This is a genomic window from Rhodococcoides fascians A25f, assembly GCF_000760935.2.
In the GTDB taxonomy this organism is placed as follows: Bacteria; Actinomycetota; Actinomycetes; order Mycobacteriales; family Mycobacteriaceae; genus Rhodococcoides.
Genome location: NZ_CP049744.1, coordinates 399,602 through 416,052, shown reverse-complemented (window position 1 = coordinate 416,052; position 16,451 = coordinate 399,602). Strand labels below are relative to the sequence as shown.

The 16,451-nt window shown below is 63.8% G+C and carries 13 protein-coding genes; 9 read left to right on the top strand and 4 right to left on the bottom strand.

Features of this window, described 5'->3' with window-relative positions; translation table 11 throughout:
• The first annotated feature begins 124 nt into the window (after positions 1-124).
• Entirely contained in the window at positions 125-1,345 is a 1,221-nt protein-coding gene (locus BH93_RS02020) for a sensor histidine kinase (protein ID WP_037174794.1), read from the top strand.
• Positions 1,336-1,980: a response regulator gene (locus BH93_RS02015; RefSeq protein WP_037174795.1), complete on the top strand. Its 645-nt coding sequence runs from the start codon at positions 1,336-1,338 to the stop codon at positions 1,978-1,980. The genes BH93_RS02020 and BH93_RS02015 overlap by 10 nt, the downstream gene beginning before the upstream one ends.
• Before the next feature lie 373 nt (positions 1,981-2,353).
• Here the strand turns inward: BH93_RS02015 and BH93_RS02010 are convergent, their stop codons facing one another.
• Positions 2,354-3,184 (bottom strand): NAD-dependent epimerase/dehydratase family protein, encoded by an 831-nt coding sequence (locus BH93_RS02010; RefSeq protein WP_037174797.1) that lies wholly within the window; start codon positions 3,182-3,184, stop codon positions 2,354-2,356.
• A gap of 92 nt (positions 3,185-3,276) precedes the next feature.
• On the opposite strand from BH93_RS02010, the gene BH93_RS02005 reads away from it, so the two are divergent.
• Positions 3,277-3,918 (top strand): ScbR family autoregulator-binding transcription factor, encoded by a 642-nt coding sequence (locus BH93_RS02005; protein WP_037175117.1) that lies wholly within the window; start codon positions 3,277-3,279, stop codon positions 3,916-3,918.
• A gap of 38 nt (positions 3,919-3,956) precedes the next feature.
• Here the strand turns inward: BH93_RS02005 and BH93_RS02000 are convergent, their stop codons facing one another.
• Both BH93_RS02000 and BH93_RS01995 read right to left on the bottom strand, forming a co-directional pair.
• Positions 3,957-4,856, bottom strand: coding sequence for an AfsA-related hotdog domain-containing protein (locus tag BH93_RS02000; protein ID WP_242459097.1), 900 nt, complete (start codon positions 4,854-4,856; stop codon positions 3,957-3,959).
• 205 nt (positions 4,857-5,061) lie between these two features.
• A complete protein-coding gene (locus tag BH93_RS01995) occupies positions 5,062-5,358 on the bottom strand; it encodes a hypothetical protein (RefSeq protein WP_037174798.1) in 297 nt (98 codons plus the stop codon).
• A 91-nt stretch (positions 5,359-5,449) separates the two neighbouring features.
• On the opposite strand from BH93_RS01995, the gene BH93_RS01990 reads away from it, so the two are divergent.
• From BH93_RS01990 to BH93_RS27775, 3 genes are read left to right on the top strand one after another with little or no spacing between them, the layout of a single operon-like run.
• Entirely contained in the window at positions 5,450-6,055 is a 606-nt protein-coding gene (locus BH93_RS01990; protein ID WP_037174799.1) for a TetR/AcrR family transcriptional regulator, read from the top strand.
• Entirely contained in the window at positions 6,052-6,603 is a 552-nt protein-coding gene (locus BH93_RS01985) for a hypothetical protein (RefSeq protein WP_197914532.1), read from the top strand. Before BH93_RS01990 ends, BH93_RS01985 begins: the two co-directional genes overlap by 4 nt.
• Positions 6,542-6,727, top strand: coding sequence for an NIPSNAP family protein (locus BH93_RS27775; protein ID WP_197914530.1), 186 nt, complete (start codon positions 6,542-6,544; stop codon positions 6,725-6,727). Before BH93_RS01985 ends, BH93_RS27775 begins: the two co-directional genes overlap by 62 nt.
• A 14-nt stretch (positions 6,728-6,741) precedes the next feature.
• Here BH93_RS27775 and BH93_RS01980 read toward each other — a convergent pair whose 3' ends face one another.
• Positions 6,742-7,767, bottom strand: coding sequence for a zinc-dependent alcohol dehydrogenase (locus tag BH93_RS01980; RefSeq protein ID WP_037174800.1), 1,026 nt, complete (start codon positions 7,765-7,767; stop codon positions 6,742-6,744).
• Between the two features lie 132 nt (positions 7,768-7,899).
• On the opposite strand from BH93_RS01980, the gene BH93_RS01975 reads away from it, so the two are divergent.
• The 3 genes from BH93_RS01975 to BH93_RS01965 all read left to right on the top strand — a co-directional run bounded on the left by BH93_RS01975 (position 7,900) and on the right by BH93_RS01965 (position 16,249).
• Complete coding sequence (locus tag BH93_RS01975) at positions 7,900-9,669, top strand: glycosyl transferase (RefSeq protein ID WP_037174801.1); 1,770 nt, start codon at positions 7,900-7,902, stop codon at positions 9,667-9,669.
• On the top strand, positions 9,647-12,856 hold the full coding sequence (locus tag BH93_RS01970; RefSeq protein WP_052065251.1) for an arabinosyltransferase domain-containing protein: 3,210 nt from the start codon (positions 9,647-9,649) through the stop codon (positions 12,854-12,856). The genes BH93_RS01975 and BH93_RS01970 overlap by 23 nt, the downstream gene beginning before the upstream one ends.
• A 75-nt stretch (positions 12,857-12,931) precedes the next feature.
• A complete protein-coding gene (locus BH93_RS01965; RefSeq protein WP_037174802.1) occupies positions 12,932-16,249 on the top strand; it encodes an arabinosyltransferase domain-containing protein in 3,318 nt (1,105 codons plus the stop codon).
• Positions 16,250-16,451 lie beyond the last annotated feature (202 nt).

Below are 16,451 nucleotides of genomic sequence, written 5' to 3'. Positions count from 1 at the left end.
AACCCTAGGAACATTCCAAATGAGCGACATCGAGGAAAACCGTCGAACATGGGGGGACTTCCCCCGCGAAAACACTGCGGTTTACCGCAATATCAGGGGCCGAGTGCTCGGCTAGGCTGCTCGAGTGCTGATAAACCATGTCGTATATCCACCCGACCTGGCAGATCGAACTTCGATCAGCTCTCTTCTTCGGCGATGGCTGAAGGCACTGGCCGGGGTTCTGCTCGGTAGCCTCACTGCGATCGCGGACCTCCTGTTCACCGTCGTAGCGGTACTCGCTCTCGCGCTGGCGCGCATCCTCGGCCGGCCGGGAGTGCCGGTCAGGAGCGCAGTCGATGACGCCGCATTGACGTTGACCGGGCTCGAGCTCAAGCGGATTACCCGCCTCCACGGTCGGCTCTATACGGATGTGTTGACCCCTCGCCGCTGTCGCTGGTATCTCGGCGGGCGGTGGATGATCGGGCTACTCGGAACAGGCGTGGTCCTCTTCCTGACCCTGTGTCTCGTCGTGGCCGGCTCGATGGTTTCGGCGTGGATCCTGAACGGCAGCTGGGGCTTGATCGAGAGCTCCGACCGGGTCGATGGTCGACTCGTAGCGGTAGCGTCGCTGCCCGGAATCCTGCTGATCTTCATTGCGGTTGTCGGCGTGGCCGGGGTGGGATCGCTGGACCGCTGGTTCGTCATCCACGTGCTCGGACGGCAGTCCGACCGGTTGCTGCAGCAACGGGTTGCCGAGCTGACGAGCAGCCGCGATCACGTTGTCGACGCCATCGATAACGAACGTCGCCGCATCGAGCGGGACCTGCACGACGGTGTCCAACAGCAACTGGTTGCCCTGGGAATGCTCATCGGCCGCGCACGTCGCGCCGAGAAACCCGACAAGGTGCACGAACTACTTACCCAAGCCCACGTCGCATCCCAAGAAGCGATCAGCGAGCTGCGCGAGGTCGCCAACCGGGTGTACCCGATCGCACTCGATCAGGCCGGTCTCCACACGGCGATCGAGACGATGGCCGAACGGGCGAGCATCCCCGTCCGACTCACCTACGAACTGACGGAAAGGTTACGTCCCGCTGTGGAAACTGCCGTCTATTTCGTCATTTCGGAGGCGGTGACCAATGCAGCCAAGCACGCATGCCCAGAACTGTTGGAGGTCACCGTCACTCACCAGAAGTTCGACCGCGTACTGGCGACCATCACCGACGACGGGCCCGGCGGTGCCGACCCGTCCGGCACCGGCTTGTCCGGACTGTCCCGTCGTGTCGCTGCCATGGACGGCACTTTGACCGTGCACAGTCCGGTCGGCGGTCCAACGGTTGTGACGGCGAGCGTCCCGTGCGGGTAATCGTCGCCGAAGACTCAGCGTTGCTGCGTGAGGGTCTGGTGCGCCTTCTAATCGACGAAGGTCACAACGTGATCGCGTCGGTGGGTGACGCCGACGCGCTCCTTTTGGCAGTGGAACAGGATCGTCCGGACATCGTCGTCACCGACGTCCGCATGCCTCCCGATCACAGCGACGACGGATTGCGGGCGGCACTGACCATTCGCGGTCGGTGGCCGGAGGTGGCGGTACTCGTTCTCTCGCAATACGTCGAGAACCGCTATGCGGCAGAGTTGATCAGCGGATCCGGAGGTAAAGTCGGGTATCTGCTCAAGGACCGCGTCGCCCAGGTCGACGAATTCCTGGACGCTTTGACCAGAGTTGCCGACGGCGGGACTGCCTTCGATCCCGAGGTTGTACGGCAGCTGTTGTCGCGCACGACCCGATCGAATCCCCTCGAAGGACTCACTCCGCGCGAGCGCGATGTGCTCGAGTTGATGGCGCAAGGTCTTACCAACGCACGAATATCAGCCGATCTGCACATCTCGGTGAGCTCTGTGGAGAAGCATACGAATGCAGTATTCGAGAAGCTCGGGATAGCGAACTCCTCCGGTGTGAGCCGTCGCGTGATGGCTGTGGTGGCCTACCTACGCACCTGATGGGGCGGCCTGCCCACGTTTCTCACGCAACGGACCGATGATGACTGAATCGTTGCTCGCACACTAGTCGACCACCTGCATAGAAGCACCTGCCGCTGAATGCCGCGGGTTGCCTGTTCGGCGATCTCGGCGGGTGGTGATGACCGTCGAGGGTTTCCCATTCGCGTGACGCTGATTGCCGCAATAGGTACCAACAAAGCTGTTTCCTCACAACGGTGTCAGGAGGCTCCGCCGTCCTGGTCCTACAGAAGGAACTTGGCCGTCGAAATATTCGAGGTTGTCGTGGCACCTGTGCAGTCGCCGTGCACAGTGAACTCCTTACTCTGACGAAATCCAAAAGCTCAGATGATTTGAACTGGATTGAGTCAGTACTTCAGCTATTTCTGAACCAGTGGTCGAGACTGATCATGTCGATCTGCCGCCGGTTCAGACCCAGCTGCTGTGCACGCACCAGCGCTGTTGAGCGGTCGATCGACCGTCTCGGCACTGGCCACCCCGTTTGCCTATACTCGTGGGTCACTATTTCGAGAACCGACCGTGGCTTCGGTTCGTTGAGATGCACCACGCCGCTGGACGTAGTTTCGAGCCTGTCAGACAGGGCAGCTATTTCGCACGCAAGTCTTTCGACATGGATCGTTGACAGCAGGCTGGAGCCCTCGTCGATAATCGCATCAATCTTGCTGATAATCGTTCTCAGCCCTGGAATAAACCATCGGTCCCCTGGCCCGTAAACCAGGTGAGGGCGGACAACAAGGCCCCCGGCGTTCAAGATATGACGCTCTCCCGCTACCCGACTGCGGCTGGCAGGCGAGTGCGGCTTCAGAGGTGCCCCGTCGACAGGCAGGTCGCGGAACGGCCCGGTTCCGTACACGGACGCTGTGCTGACATAGAACAGGCGCTCGACGCCGACATCGGACGCAACGGAAGCAACGTTACGAATTCCTACGTCATTCACCTCTGTACAGCGCTGCTCGTCGCCGCCAACGTAGGATATACAGCAGATGACGCTGTCCACCTCCGACATTGCTGCATGTAAAGTAGGCAAGTCTGAGGTGTCACCGACTACGTACCGGACTCCATCGATCCGTCGATCGGACGGGTTATGTCGAACAAAACCAATTACCCGGTTACGATCAAATAATGTCAATTGCCTGGTTACGGCAGATCCGATAAATCCGTTGGCTCCAAGGACCAGCGTTGTCATACGGGTTCTCGACACGAAGGACCCCCGTCAGTTTCTTGTGAGATCGAACCGCTTTCGGAATGCGGAAACACAAATGGAAAGGTATGTGCCTGATGCAGGAGCGTGCTGAGCTCACTCGACATGCAGTGATTTTGGGAGCAGCGAAAAGCTTCGAGAAGTTCGGGTACGCCGCGAGCTTGAACACCATCCTCCAGTACTGCAGTGTCACAAAAGGCGCAATGTACTTCCACTTTAGGTCGAAGGAAGACCTCGCGCATGCGGTGATCGCGGCGCAGCATGACATTGCAATGGAAGGCGCCCGAGTCGTCTCTGACCATAGCGATTCTGCAATCGAGTCGCTGGTGTTGATGAGTAAGGAGATGGCAAGACAGCTCATCACGGAACCTATTACGCGGGGAGGCATGCGGCTGACAATGGAGATCGGCAGCATCCAGGGGCCGATCGAACAGCCATATCGTGATTGGATCGAAGCGATCCGCCAGGTTGCGACCCAAGCTGCAGTAGACGGCGACCTTGTCAAGGAAACCGATATCGATGCGCTGGCGACCTTTGTCGTAGGATCTTTCACCGGCGTCCAGATTTTGTCCGAGATCTTGACCGGCCGCGCCGATCTCTACATTCGGCTGCAGCAGATGTGGGAGTTGGTGCTTCCCACCATCGTGAACAAGCCGAAACTTGCGCACATGATGCGTCTGGCGAGACTGCCTCCGCGGGCCTGGACCAACCCGCGGTGATCTCTCGAATCCCATTTCGCAGTGGAGTGCCGCGGACATTACGGTACAACTGTGGTAATGATTTCGAGTTCCGATGTGGTGCGTTCAGACTGTGTAAATGTTATGTACGACCGTCCACACTCACTGCCGGCCTGTGCGAACGAGATGCTTACGCCGCAGGTTTCGTTCCACTCGGTGAATGTTGGGAATGCCGCTGCCAGGCAAGTTAGCTGCAGAGACGGATTGTTGGTGCGGTAACGCAAGGCTTGAATTGCTGCGCCGAAGATCACCATGCCAGGTATGTGGTCGAGCGGGTGGTCGAACAGTGCGTAGTTCCTCGGATCCGGTGCGCAGTACAGGTCCCCCGTCGGGGGGTTGACCGCGACGAGCACATCTTGCTCTTCTGTGCGTCCGACAGATGGTGCTGGAATAACCATGCTGCCTGGTGGACTGGCACGGAAATGTGCAACGTAGCTGTCTCGACCAGCCCGAATTCGTTGGTATGACTCCGGACTGACGCACCGTGCTATCGCGTTGCAGTGGGCGAGGACCCGCGGACCTTCGCGCAGTACACCAGAAATGTCGACGCGCGACACTGTCCCGTCTATCGCATCAACCTGGTTGGGTGTCATCTCGAAAACAAGTGGTATGGGCTCTGAGTTGATATCCAACTCGCCGACGATTTCGAATCCGAACTGTTCCATCAAGAACTTTGAGTGCGGCATAACGGCATATTTGGTGTGGCACAGCAGAATCACGGCCTGCCGGAAGGATTCAGCCACAATGAGTGGGTCGTGCCACTGATCCAATGGCCGGAAGACGCGATGCGAAACCGGTAGTTGTACTGCGATCTGATCTGCTGCAACATCGCTCAGTCGGTAGTCGGTGAGGAAGACCTCGCCGACATACTGCCGGTGCACAAGCTGCCGGGGCACAGTTGACCCGTAGCTCAATTCCATGGGCCACCATCCAAGTCGAGAAACCAACTGGTCAGAATTAACCATAAGTCATCAGTGCGAGATCAACACGCTGCCATTACGCCCAAACGTGACATTCCGACCCATTCTCGGCGGGACGCACGCGGCTAACCCCAGTTGTTAACCTACTGTCCATTAGACCGTTTCATGCTGCAGCGCGAAGCCCCAACCGATCACGACATTGGGGTTAGACGCGCTTCCCCTTGCCCAGTAGGCCACCGCTCACCGCGCGAATGCTCGACTGAATGAGAACGGGGTTCGACGATGTGGCCTCGGCCCGCCCGTGTTCGTCGAGATGCCCTCCCGCGTCCACCCGTCGATAGGACAGCGAAGAAGGCCCGCTCATCTGCAGCGCCCTGACCGCACTACGCCATTCCTGGTGTAGTCGGTCGTCGGCGCATCGTGCCCGCCGTTCCCGCGCTCCGGGACTGTCGTCGAGCACTTCGGTTCCGACGTTGCCCATCGCCCCGGTGATCGTGAACATGTCGACATTCCTTCGATTTTGGATTTCTGAATCCATTTTGCGCGCGCTAGGATTGGATCGTCAAATCCAATCGATCGGGAGAGGTCAAGTCATGCCTACCGACGGAGTCTCGACGGCGAAGGGTCGAGCGACCCGCGATCGCATCGTGGGTGCCGCAGCCGAGATCATGTACCGCAAGGGTGTTGCCGGTACGGCGATGCCTGCCCTGCGCGCCGACGCCGGTGTGAGTTCGTCGCAGATCTACCACTACTTCACCGACAAGGACGCACTGACCAAAGCGGTGCTCGACCGTTGGGCGGAGGAGATCGTCGCCTCCCAGATCGCTGTACTCGCGTCGGTCGAGGACTTCGCCGGATTGCGCCGATGGCGCGATCACGTCGTCAACGGTGCCGCGGGGGGATTCGGCTGCCCACTGGGAGTGCTGACGACCGAACTCGCCGGTGAGGACTGGGCTCGTCGCGCCGGCGGTGACGGTTTCGAGCGCTGGCAACACGGCATCGGCGACGCCCTCGACCGGTTGGTGGAGTGCGGCGTGCTCGGAGACGACGTCGAGGCCGCATCCTGGAGCGTGACACTGCTGTCCGCGGTGCAGGGCGGCCTGCTGCTGAGCCGGGTCACCGGCAGCACGCAGGCCCTGGCCACTGCACTGGACACGACGCTCGACGCTCTTGCGCGGGCTGGAGAGGTGGACGGATGAACACGAGCTACGACACGGCACCCGAGATCACCGGCGACGACGTGTCGCCGGGCGATCAGGCGGTTCGGTACGAGTTGGCGACGCTGTCGTTCCGGCTGCCGGACACCGAGAAGGCGATTGCCGGAATCAGGCCGTGGGTCGAGTCGGCGGATGGTGCTGGATCTCTGCTGGGCGCATGGCGCAGCGAGCACGGTGTGCTGGGCCGAGCGCATGTGTTGCGCGCGTTCGTCGACACCGCAGAGGTGGCCGTGGAACGAGATCGAGCCCGCCGAAGTGGGCGGGCCTTCGGCGCGAGGCCGCATCTGACGGATCTGTCGATGACCACCTACGCGCCGTTCCCGTTCATGCCTGCGGTTCGACCCGGCCACTACGGTGCGGTCTACGAAACCCGGGATTACCACCTGACACCCGGCGGCCTACCGCCGTCGATCGACGTGGCGTCAGGTGTTGCCCGGCCGCCACAAAGTCGACCCCATCGTCGTGGTGATGTACGCGGTCGACGGTCCCGATCGGATCATCCAGATTTGGCCGTTCGCTTCCATGGATAAGCGGCTCGCCATACGCGCCGGACTCGTCGCCGACGGCATGTGGCCGCCACTGGGCGGCCCGGAACACATCAAAGAGACGACGTCGGAAATGTGGATACCGCTCGACTTCTCGCCGCTGAACTGACAGACCGGCTACCGCTACACAGCAGTAGTGGGCGGTGCCACCAGCACGGGCTTCGCGTGGGGTTCGAGCAGCGCCTCGGGTGCGTCCGCCCAGGCATGGGTGGTGGAGATCTGCCCCGGGTGGATGAGATCGCCCGCCAACAGCCCGAGTACCGCATCGATGTGCGGCGTGACGCTGACGAACCCCGTCGACAGCGTCATGTCGCGCTGATACATGTCCCACATCGGCAGTGAGGCGCTACCGAAAATCATGGCCACGTTCGACAGATGTCCGCCCGGGGCCACACATCGGATGGCCTCGGCGAGAATTTTCGGGTGGGGCGAGGCACCGATGACCACCGGAAACCTGTTGTGATGACGGGCCGCGTCGATGGTGGGATACACCTGCGCCCCGAGAGATCGAGCGTGCTCGCGCCGCTGCTCGTCGGCGTCGACAAGCGTCACGCTGCCGGCACCGAGGGCAACAGCGTGCTGTACAGCGAACGACCCGAGGCTGGACAGGCTGTTGACGACGAGAACCGACGTACCGGGCCGGGTGGACAGTCCGCGCCACACGGCCACGTAGGCGTCGGTGAGGTTGTCTCCACAGCTCGCCGCCCGAACCGGATCGACCCCGGGAGGTAGCTTCGTGAGCATCGCGTCGGCGAACGGCACCCGCACGAGCTCGGAGAACAAGCCGCCGAACGTGCCTGCGATCGGTGCCCCGTACCCGGACAGTCCGGGATAGGCGGTGCAGGACGCGCTCTGTCCCAACCGGCAGTTGCCGCAAGTACCGCAGTTGATGTGCCAGGGCACTACGCACACGTCACCCGGCGCGATGTTGCGGACAACCGAGCCCACGGAGATCACCTCGGCGACGCACTCGTGGCCGATCGGGTAGTCGGTGCCGAAGTCGACCGCGCCGCCGATGATCGCTCGGTCGAGATCGCACGTGGTCGCGGCGAGGGGATGCACGATCGCCTCCGCGGAGCCATCGATGGTCGGATCGGGCCGGTCGGTCCACCGAAGATTGTTCTTTGCAATGAAGTGCAGCGATTCCATGAGAGCCCGTCCCCCGCCTGTCCGACCTGGTACGTCTGAACACCACCAACGTACTCAGACCGGTTCCCGTGCATGTGTGACACAGGTCGTTCAGGTTTTCGCTCACCGTGATCTTTCTGTAACCTCGACGCGATGACCACCCACGACCAGAGAGTTCTCGAGCGGCAGCCGACCACGGCACCGGCTCGACACTCCGGCGTCGGACGCGGTGACGCTGTTGCGGCGGTGGGATTCCTTGTGGCCGCGGTGTACGTCCTTCAGGGCCAGTGGCGCAATCTTTCGGGCGGCTACCTCTACAACAGCGGCCAGGACCAGACGATGTGGGAGTGGTTCTTCTCCGTCGCCGCCCATGCCGTCGCGCATCTGGACAACCCGCTGTCGAGTGACCTGCAGAATTACCCGCTCGGGGTGAATCTGATGGCGAACACCGCGATGTTCGGCATCTCGATCCCCCTGGCCCCGATCACATTGCTCTTCGGACCGACCGTCACCTGGGCGATCGCCCTCACCGCCGGCCTCGCCGGAACCTCCTTCGCCTGGTACTGGCTGTTCTCGCGTCAGCTGAACGCCTCCAAGGGCGCAGCCGCGATCGGCGGTGCGCTGTGCGGCTTCGCGCCCGGAGCAATCTCCCACGCCAACGGGCACCCCAACTTCGTGGTGCTGTTCCTGCTTCCGGTCATCGCGATGCTGGTCACGCGCATCGCGCACGGCGGCGGAACCACCAAGAACACCGTCGGGCTCGGCCTGATCGTCGCGCTGCAGATCCTTCTCGGCGAAGAGCCGCTGCTGATTTTCGCGATGTCTTTCGCCATCTTCGCCGTCGCCTACTACGTGACCCGGCCACGTTCGCTGTGGCCGGCTGTGCGCAATGCCGTCCCGCGGCTCGCTGTCTCTGCGAGTATCGCGCTGGCCATCGTCGCGTTGCCGCTGTGGTGGCAGTTCTTCGGACCGCAGTCGTACTCCTTCCTCGAACACGGACCGATGGGCAACGACGCCAAGGCCCTGTTCCAGTTCCCGACGCAATCGATCGGCGGCGTCGCGACTCCCGGGCAGAACGTCCGCATCAACGCCACCGAGGAGAACGCGTACTTCGGGTGGCCGCTGCTGGTGCTGTGCCTGGTGGCTGCCGTGTGGATGTGGCGCGTCGCGTGTGCCCGTGCCGCCGCGGCAACGGCAATCGTCATGAGCGTGCTCTCGCTCGGTGCGACGCTGATGATCGGCAAGAACGACACCGGCATCACCCTTCCGTGGACGAAGCTCGCCGAGTACCCACTCGTCGAATCCGTCCTCGAGACCCGCTTCGCGTTGGGCGCGGTGCCGGCGCTGGCCCTGCTGCTCGTGCTGGCCACCGACCGCACGTTCCGTAACGGACTGCGCCCATTGCCTGCCTTCTGGATCGCCGGACTCGCCCTCGCCCTCGTTCCGCTGATCCCGACGCCGCTGGTTGCCGTCGACAAGTCTCCGACGCCGGAGTTCTTCGCCGATGGCGAGTGGGAGAACTACGTCGACGACGGTTCCGTCGTCACCGTGCCCCTGCCACGGCCCGAGGACGCCCGCCCGCTGCGCTGGCAGATGGACGCCGACATGGGCTTCAAGCTGGCAGCCGGATACTTCGTCGGACCGAGTGATCAAGAAGAGAAGGTTGCCAAGTACGGAGCCGTCGACCGGCCGACGGCACTGTTGCTGGGCTCGGTGTACGACCAAGGCACTGTCCCGGAGATAACCGACGATCAACGCGCGCAGGCCGTCGAGGATCTGACGTTCTGGGAGGCGGACGTGGTCGTACTGCCGCCGAGCAAGCGGACCGTTGCACTGCGCACCACCGTCACCGAACTGCTCGGTGTCCAGCCGCAATACACCGGTGGCGTGTGGGTGTGGGATGTGCGGACGCTCGTCCAATAGCATCGTCGGCGTGCCCGAGACCGCTCCGAACGTCAAGACCGCCCGGCTGATAGCGATCGTCACCGGAATCATCGGTGCACTCCTGGCCATCGCAACGCCCCTGCTGCCGGTTCAGCAGGACGTCGCGACGCTGTCGTGGCCACAGAGCTCGTTCGGCAGCGTGAACGCCCCGTTGGTGAGCTACTCGCCCGTCGACCTAGAGGCAACCGTTCCGTGCAGCGCGGCCACTGCTCTCACCGACGGCGGCACGCTGGTCTCCACCGCACCCATCGCCGCTGCGAAGACCGAGCAGAAGGCACTGATCGTTCGGGTCGACGACGGCCGTCTGCAGGTGCTGCTGCGCAATCGCGTTCTTGCCGAGGCACCCGTCGACGAGCTGAGCGGTAACTGCGCGCTGACCGTGTCGTCGAACGCCACTCGCACGACCGTCGACCTCGACGGCCAGGCGAATACTGTGGACGGAGACATCCGGCCCCAGGTCGTCGGCGTGTTCACCGATCTCACGGCACCGGTCGACGGCCTCAACGTGCGCGTGGACATCGACTCGCGCTATTCCTCGACTCCGACGACGTTCAAGTTGCTGGCGATGATCGTCGGCGCACTCGCTGTCATCGCCTCCCTGTTCGCACTGCATCGACTCGACGGCATCGACGGGCGACGCCACAGACGATTCCTTCCCTCGCGCTGGAAATCCGTTACCGGAGTCGACGCCGTTGTGGTGGGTGTGCTGGTGCTCTGGCACTTCATCGGCGCGAACACCTCCGACGACGGCTATCTGCTCAACATGGCCCGCGTCTCCGAGAACGCCGGCTACATGGCCAACTACTTCCGTTGGTTCGGCGTCCCGGAAGCGCCGTTCGGCATGCCGTACTACGACATGCTCGCCGCCCTCACCAAGGTCAGCACGGCCAGCATCTGGATGCGCCTGCCCGCCACCATCGCCGCGCTGCTGTGCTGGCTGGTCATCAGCCGCGAGGTCATCCCGCGTCTGGGCCGCGCGGTGCTCACCAACCGCGTCGCACTGTGGACCGCGGGACTGGTGTTCCTCGCCTTCTGGCTGCCCTACGACAACGGATTGCGGCCCGAACCGATCATCGCTCTCGGCGCATTGTTGACGTGGTGTTCGATCGAACGCGCCATCGCAACCGGACGACTGTTGCCCGCCGCCATCGGCACCCTGATCGCCGCGTTCTCTCTCGCCGCCGGACCCACCGGGTTGATCGCCGTCGCCGCTCTGCTGGCCGGGCTGCGCCCCTTGGTGATGATCGTGGTCAAACGGGCTCGCCAGATGGGACTGCTCGCCGTTCTCGCGCCGCTGGTCGCGTCGGGACTGGCGGTGCTGATCGCGATCTTCGCCGACCAGACTCTGAGCACCGTCCTCGAAGCGACCCGGGTGCGCTCGGCTATCGGACCGAACGTGCCGTGGTTCGAAGAGCGCGTGCGCTGGGACGCATTGATGACCATCTCACCCGACGGCTCGCTCGCCCGACGGTTCGGCATGTTCGCGATGCTGCTGTGCATCGTCGTGTGCATCGCGGTGATGCTCCGCAAGAACGGACGCATTCCCGGCACCGCCACCGGGCCGTCGCGTCGGATACTCGGAATCATCCTGGGCGCATTGGCTTTGATGATGTTCACCCCCACCAAGTGGACTCACCACTTCGGTGTGTACGCCGGTCTCGCGGCGTCGCTGGCCGCACTGGCGGCCGTGGCCGTCACCGCGGCGACCGTACGATCTCCGCGCAACAGAACCCTGTTCACTGCCGCGGTTCTCTTCCTGACGGCGGTGGCGTTCACCAGTTCCAACGGCTGGTGGTACGTCTCGAGCTACGGAATTCCGTGGTTCGACAAGCCGCCGTCCATTGCCGGCAAGGGCTTTTCGACGATCCTGCTCGGCCTGACGGTTCTGACGCTGCTCTACGCCGCCTACCAGCACGTGCGATTGCCGTATCGCAGAAAAGAACCCACCACACGACGACGATTCGCGCCGTCCGCACTGACCATCGTCGCCGGCGGCGTCGTCGCCTTCGAAGTGCTCTCCTTCGCCAAAGGTGCTGTGGCGCAATACCCCGCGTACTCGATCGCACGCTCCAACTTCTCGGCTCTCGCCGGAAACTCGTGCGGACTCGCCGGTGACGTGCAGGTGGAAACCGACGTCAACGGATCGGTGCTGCAACCGATCGACCCAGCAGCGGACGCACTCGGAGCGGGCGGTAGTACCGGATTCACGCCCGACGGCGTCGCCCAGGATCTGACCGCAGACTCCGAGGACACCGCGCAGGGCAGCGCCAACTCCATCCGACCCGAGGACTCCGAGCAGAGCGCGGCGGCAACGTCGTCGAACTCCGCGGGCACCTCCGGCGGTACCAACGAGAACGTCGGACTCAACGGTAGCTCGGTCGCCCTGCCCTTCGGCTTGAATCCCGCGACCACTCCGGTGCTGGGTAGCTTCGGTGCCACCGAGCCTGCATCGCTGACCTCCGGTTGGTACCAGCTCTCCGACACCGACCGCGGCGACCTGATCGCCATCGCCGCCGCAGGGCGAATCCGATCGGTGGACAAGGACGGCATCGTCACCCCGGGCCAACGCGTCGAACTGGAATACGGGCGCCGCGACGGTAGCGCCGTCCAGGCACTGGGCCGAGTCACGCCTCTCGATATCGGCCCGTCGCCGTCGTGGCGCAACCTGCGGGTCCCGATGAGCGATCTACCGGCCGAGGCAGACATCGTTCGCATCGTCGCCGAGGACAACGACCTGGCCGGCGATCAATGGCTTGCCGTCACCCCGCCGCGCGTCCCGAAGACACAGACGCTGAACTCGCTCGTCGGATCGACCGACCCGGTGTTGCTGGACTGGGCCGTCGGACTGGCCTTCCCGTGCCAACGACCGTTCGATCATCGGGACGGCGTCGCCGAGGTGCCGAAGTACCGAATTCTGCCCGACCGCACCGGGGCCGAATCCACCAACGCCTGGCAGGACTCGATCGGCGGCGGCCCACTCGGCTGGACCGAGCTGCTCCTCGGGGCGCAGACGCTGCCGTCGTATCTCGCCGACGACTACGCCCGAGACTGGGGCTCGATCGAGAGATACATGCCACTCGACCCGGCCGCACAGCAGGCCGAGATCGCCGTCGAGCAGCAGTCTCGGTCGGGACTGTCCAGCGACGGACCGATGAAAACAGACTGAGGTCCCGTTTTTCGGCGGGTTACGGGGACGGTGCCTGTGTGACCTCTTCGTCACGCTCGCATAACATCGACTCTCGTGCCCGACGTCGTGACAGATTCATCAGCTGGTCCCCCCGTCCCCGCTCCACTGCGAGCCTCGGACGAACTTCGTGCTCAGGTACGAATTCCACGGCTGATCGCCATGGTGGCCGGCGTGCTCGGTGTGCTGTTCGCACTGATCACTCCGTTCGCCCCTGTCACGGAGACCACCGCCACCATTGCGTGGCCGCAGAACGGGCTCCTGCAGGACGTGGACGCCCCGCTGGTGTCCCAGGCACCGGTGAGCCTCACTGCGACCCTGCCGTGCTCTGCTGTCGCCGCACTCCCCGCGTCGGGCGGGCTGCTGTTGGCGACGGCACCCCCGCAGGGTGAAGGCGCTGCGCTGAACAGTTTGTTCGTGCGCGTCGGCGAGTCGAACGTCGACGTCCTCGATCGCAACGTCGTGGTCGCGACGGCACCTCGCGCCGACGTCCAGAGCACGCGCTGCGCGGCCATCGAAATCACCTCGAACGACCAGTACACCTCGGCCGCGTTCACCGGCCTGACGAACGACGACGGCCAGCCCCTGCAAGGCCGGCTCGACGGTGATCTGCGCCCCCAGGTCGTCGGCATCTTCAGCGATCTCAGCGGTGCGGCACCCGCGGACATGTCCGTCACCGTCGACGTCGACTCCCGCTTCTCGTCGTCGCCGACGTTGCTCAAGTTGCTGATCATGATCCTGGCGATCGCCTGCACCGCGCTGGCCATCGGTGCGCTCGGACGACTCGACGGCACCGATCGCCGCGCACACCGCCGCTTCTTCCCGTCCCACTGGTGGAAGTTCACCGGTGTCGACGTCACCGTCCTCGGCGTTCTGGTGGGGTGGCATTTCGTCGGAGCCAACACCTCCGACGACGGCTACCTGCTCACGATGGCCCGCGCCGCCGACCACTCCGGCTACATGGCCAACTACTTCCGCTGGTTCGGCGTGCCCGAAGCACCGTTCGGCTGGTACTACGACGTCCTCGCCGTCTGCGCCAAGATCTCGACCGCAAGCCCGTGGATGCGATTGCCCGCCCTCATCGCCGGAGTCCTGTGCTGGATGGTCATCAGCCGCGAGGTGGTTCCACGCCTCGGACGCGCAGTGCGCAAGTCCAACGTCGCGCTGTGGACCGGCGGACTGGTGTTCCTCGCCTTCTGGCTCCCGTACAACAACGGACTGCGCCCCGAACCGATCGTCGCCCTCGGCGCACTGCTCACCTGGTGCTCGGTGGAGCGTTCCATCGCCACCGGCAGGCTGCTCCCCGCCGCCGCGGCCTGTCTGATCGGAGCCTTCACCCTCGCCGCAGCACCCACCGGATTGATGTGTGTGGCAGCACTTCTCGCCGGCGCACGGCCCATCGCGCGGATCGTCGTCCGACGCCACCGTCAGGTCGGCACCCTCGCCCTGCTGGCACCGTTGGCCGCCGCCGGTGTGCTCGTCCTCGTCGTGGTCTTCGCCGACCAGACGTACGCAACGGTCATCGAGTCCACCCGAGTTCGGACCATCATCGGCCCCAACGAGGCCTGGTACCAAGACTTCCTGCGGTACTACTATCTCTTCGTCCAGACCGTGGACGGCTCCGTCGCACGCCGCTTCGCGTTCCTGACGATGATCCTGTGCCTGTTCACGACGCTGTTCGTGCTGCTGCGTCGTCGCCGCATCCCCGGCATCGCGAACGGCCCGGCCTGGCGTCTGCTCGGCGTCGTGCTCGGCACCATCTTCTTCATGATGTTCAACCCCACCAAGTGGACTCACCACTTCGGTTCCTACGCCGGCATCGCCGGTGGGCTCGCCGCCCTGACAGCGGTGGCCGTCTCCGCCAGCGCCCTGCGTTCGCGGCGCAACCGATCGTTGTTCGCAGCCGGGCTCATGTTCGTTCTCGCACTGTCGTTCTCGGGCATCAACGGCTACTGGTACGTCTCGAGCTACGGCGTGCCGTGGTTCGACAAGACGGTATCGCTGGGCGGCAACGAATCGGGCACCCTGTTCCTCATCCTCTTCGGACTGGTCCTCGCCGTCGCCGCCTTCCAGTACCTGCGTGAGGGATACGCTCCGCCACAACCGAAGCCGACGTCTCCGCGCGGCAAACGCATCCGAAAGTTCGCCGCCGCGCCACTGACCGTCATCGCCGGAATCATGGTGCTGTTCGAGGTGCTCTCGCTCGTCAAGGGTGCCGTCTCGCAGTACCCCGCCTACTCGCTCGCACGCTCGAATGTGCAATCGGTCCTGGGCAATTCGTGCGGCCTCGCCAACGATGTGCTCGTCGAGTCCAACCCCAACGCCGGCATACTCAATCCATTGCCGGGCGAGTTCGATGCCACCGCAGGCCCGCTCGGCGGATCGAGCTCCACCCTGCGCAACTTCACCGCCAACGGTATTCCCAGTGACCTCAGCGCCGATGCTGTGGAAGTCAAACCAGGACAGGGCAATACCGACCAACAGGCCGTCGGACCCGCTTTCGAGGAAGGCCAGAGTTCCGGCACCGCAGGCGGTACCGGAGCCGTGGGCGTCAACGGCTCGAACGCAGCTCTGCCCTTCGGTCTCGACCCCGCCACCACCCCGGTTCTCGGCTCGTACCAGGAGGGCATCCAGGAACCCGCGTCGGCCACGTCGAGCTGGTACCAACTGCCCGCTCGGAGCGACGACGCACCCCTGGTCGTCTTCTCGGCAGCCGGACGCATCTGGTCGTACGACGACACCGGAGCTCTCACCTACGGACAGTCACTGCTGCTCGAATACGGCAAGCGTCAGCCCGACGGAACCGTCCAGGCCGAGGGCACCTATCTCCCCCGCGACATCGGACCCGCACCCTCGTGGCGCAACCTCCGAATCCCGTTGGCGGACATCGCACCTGACGCCGACGCCGTCCGAATCGTCGCCAACGACCCCAACCTCACCGGCGACCAGTGGCTCGCATTCACCCCGCCGCGAGTTCCGGTGATGGAAAACCTGAACACCATGATCGGCAGTGAACAGCCCGTGCTGCTCGACTGGGCCGTCGGACTGCAATTCCCGTGCCAACGCCCCTTCGACCACCGATACGGCGTCGCCGAAGTGCCCGGTTACCGCATCCTCCCCGACCGCCCACTCGCCGTCAGCTCCACCGACACCTGGCAATCGGGCGAGAACGGCGGACCACTGGGCTGGTCCGAACTGCTCGCCAAGCCCGTCACCGTCCCCACCTACCTGAAAAACGACTGGGCCAGGGACTGGGGATCGTTGGAGCGCTACGAGCAGTACTACCCGAGCGCGGTGCCCGCCGAACTCGAGACCGCCGACGTCACCCGATCGGGTTGGTACAAAGACGGACAACTGCGGGTATTCGAGGACTGATCGCTCCGCCCCCACTCTCCGCGTCAATGGACCCTTGCACCCCCCCCTTTGGGATCAATGTCCCTTTGTTGCACTCTGACTGACTGAATCCCGCATTCATCCAGAAGGGGTGGGTGCGTTGTCGGCCGAGCAGGGGCCTACCACTCACCCCTGACTATTTCCGGTGCGTAAGCCACGATTCGACGCACTTGTGCACAACTCC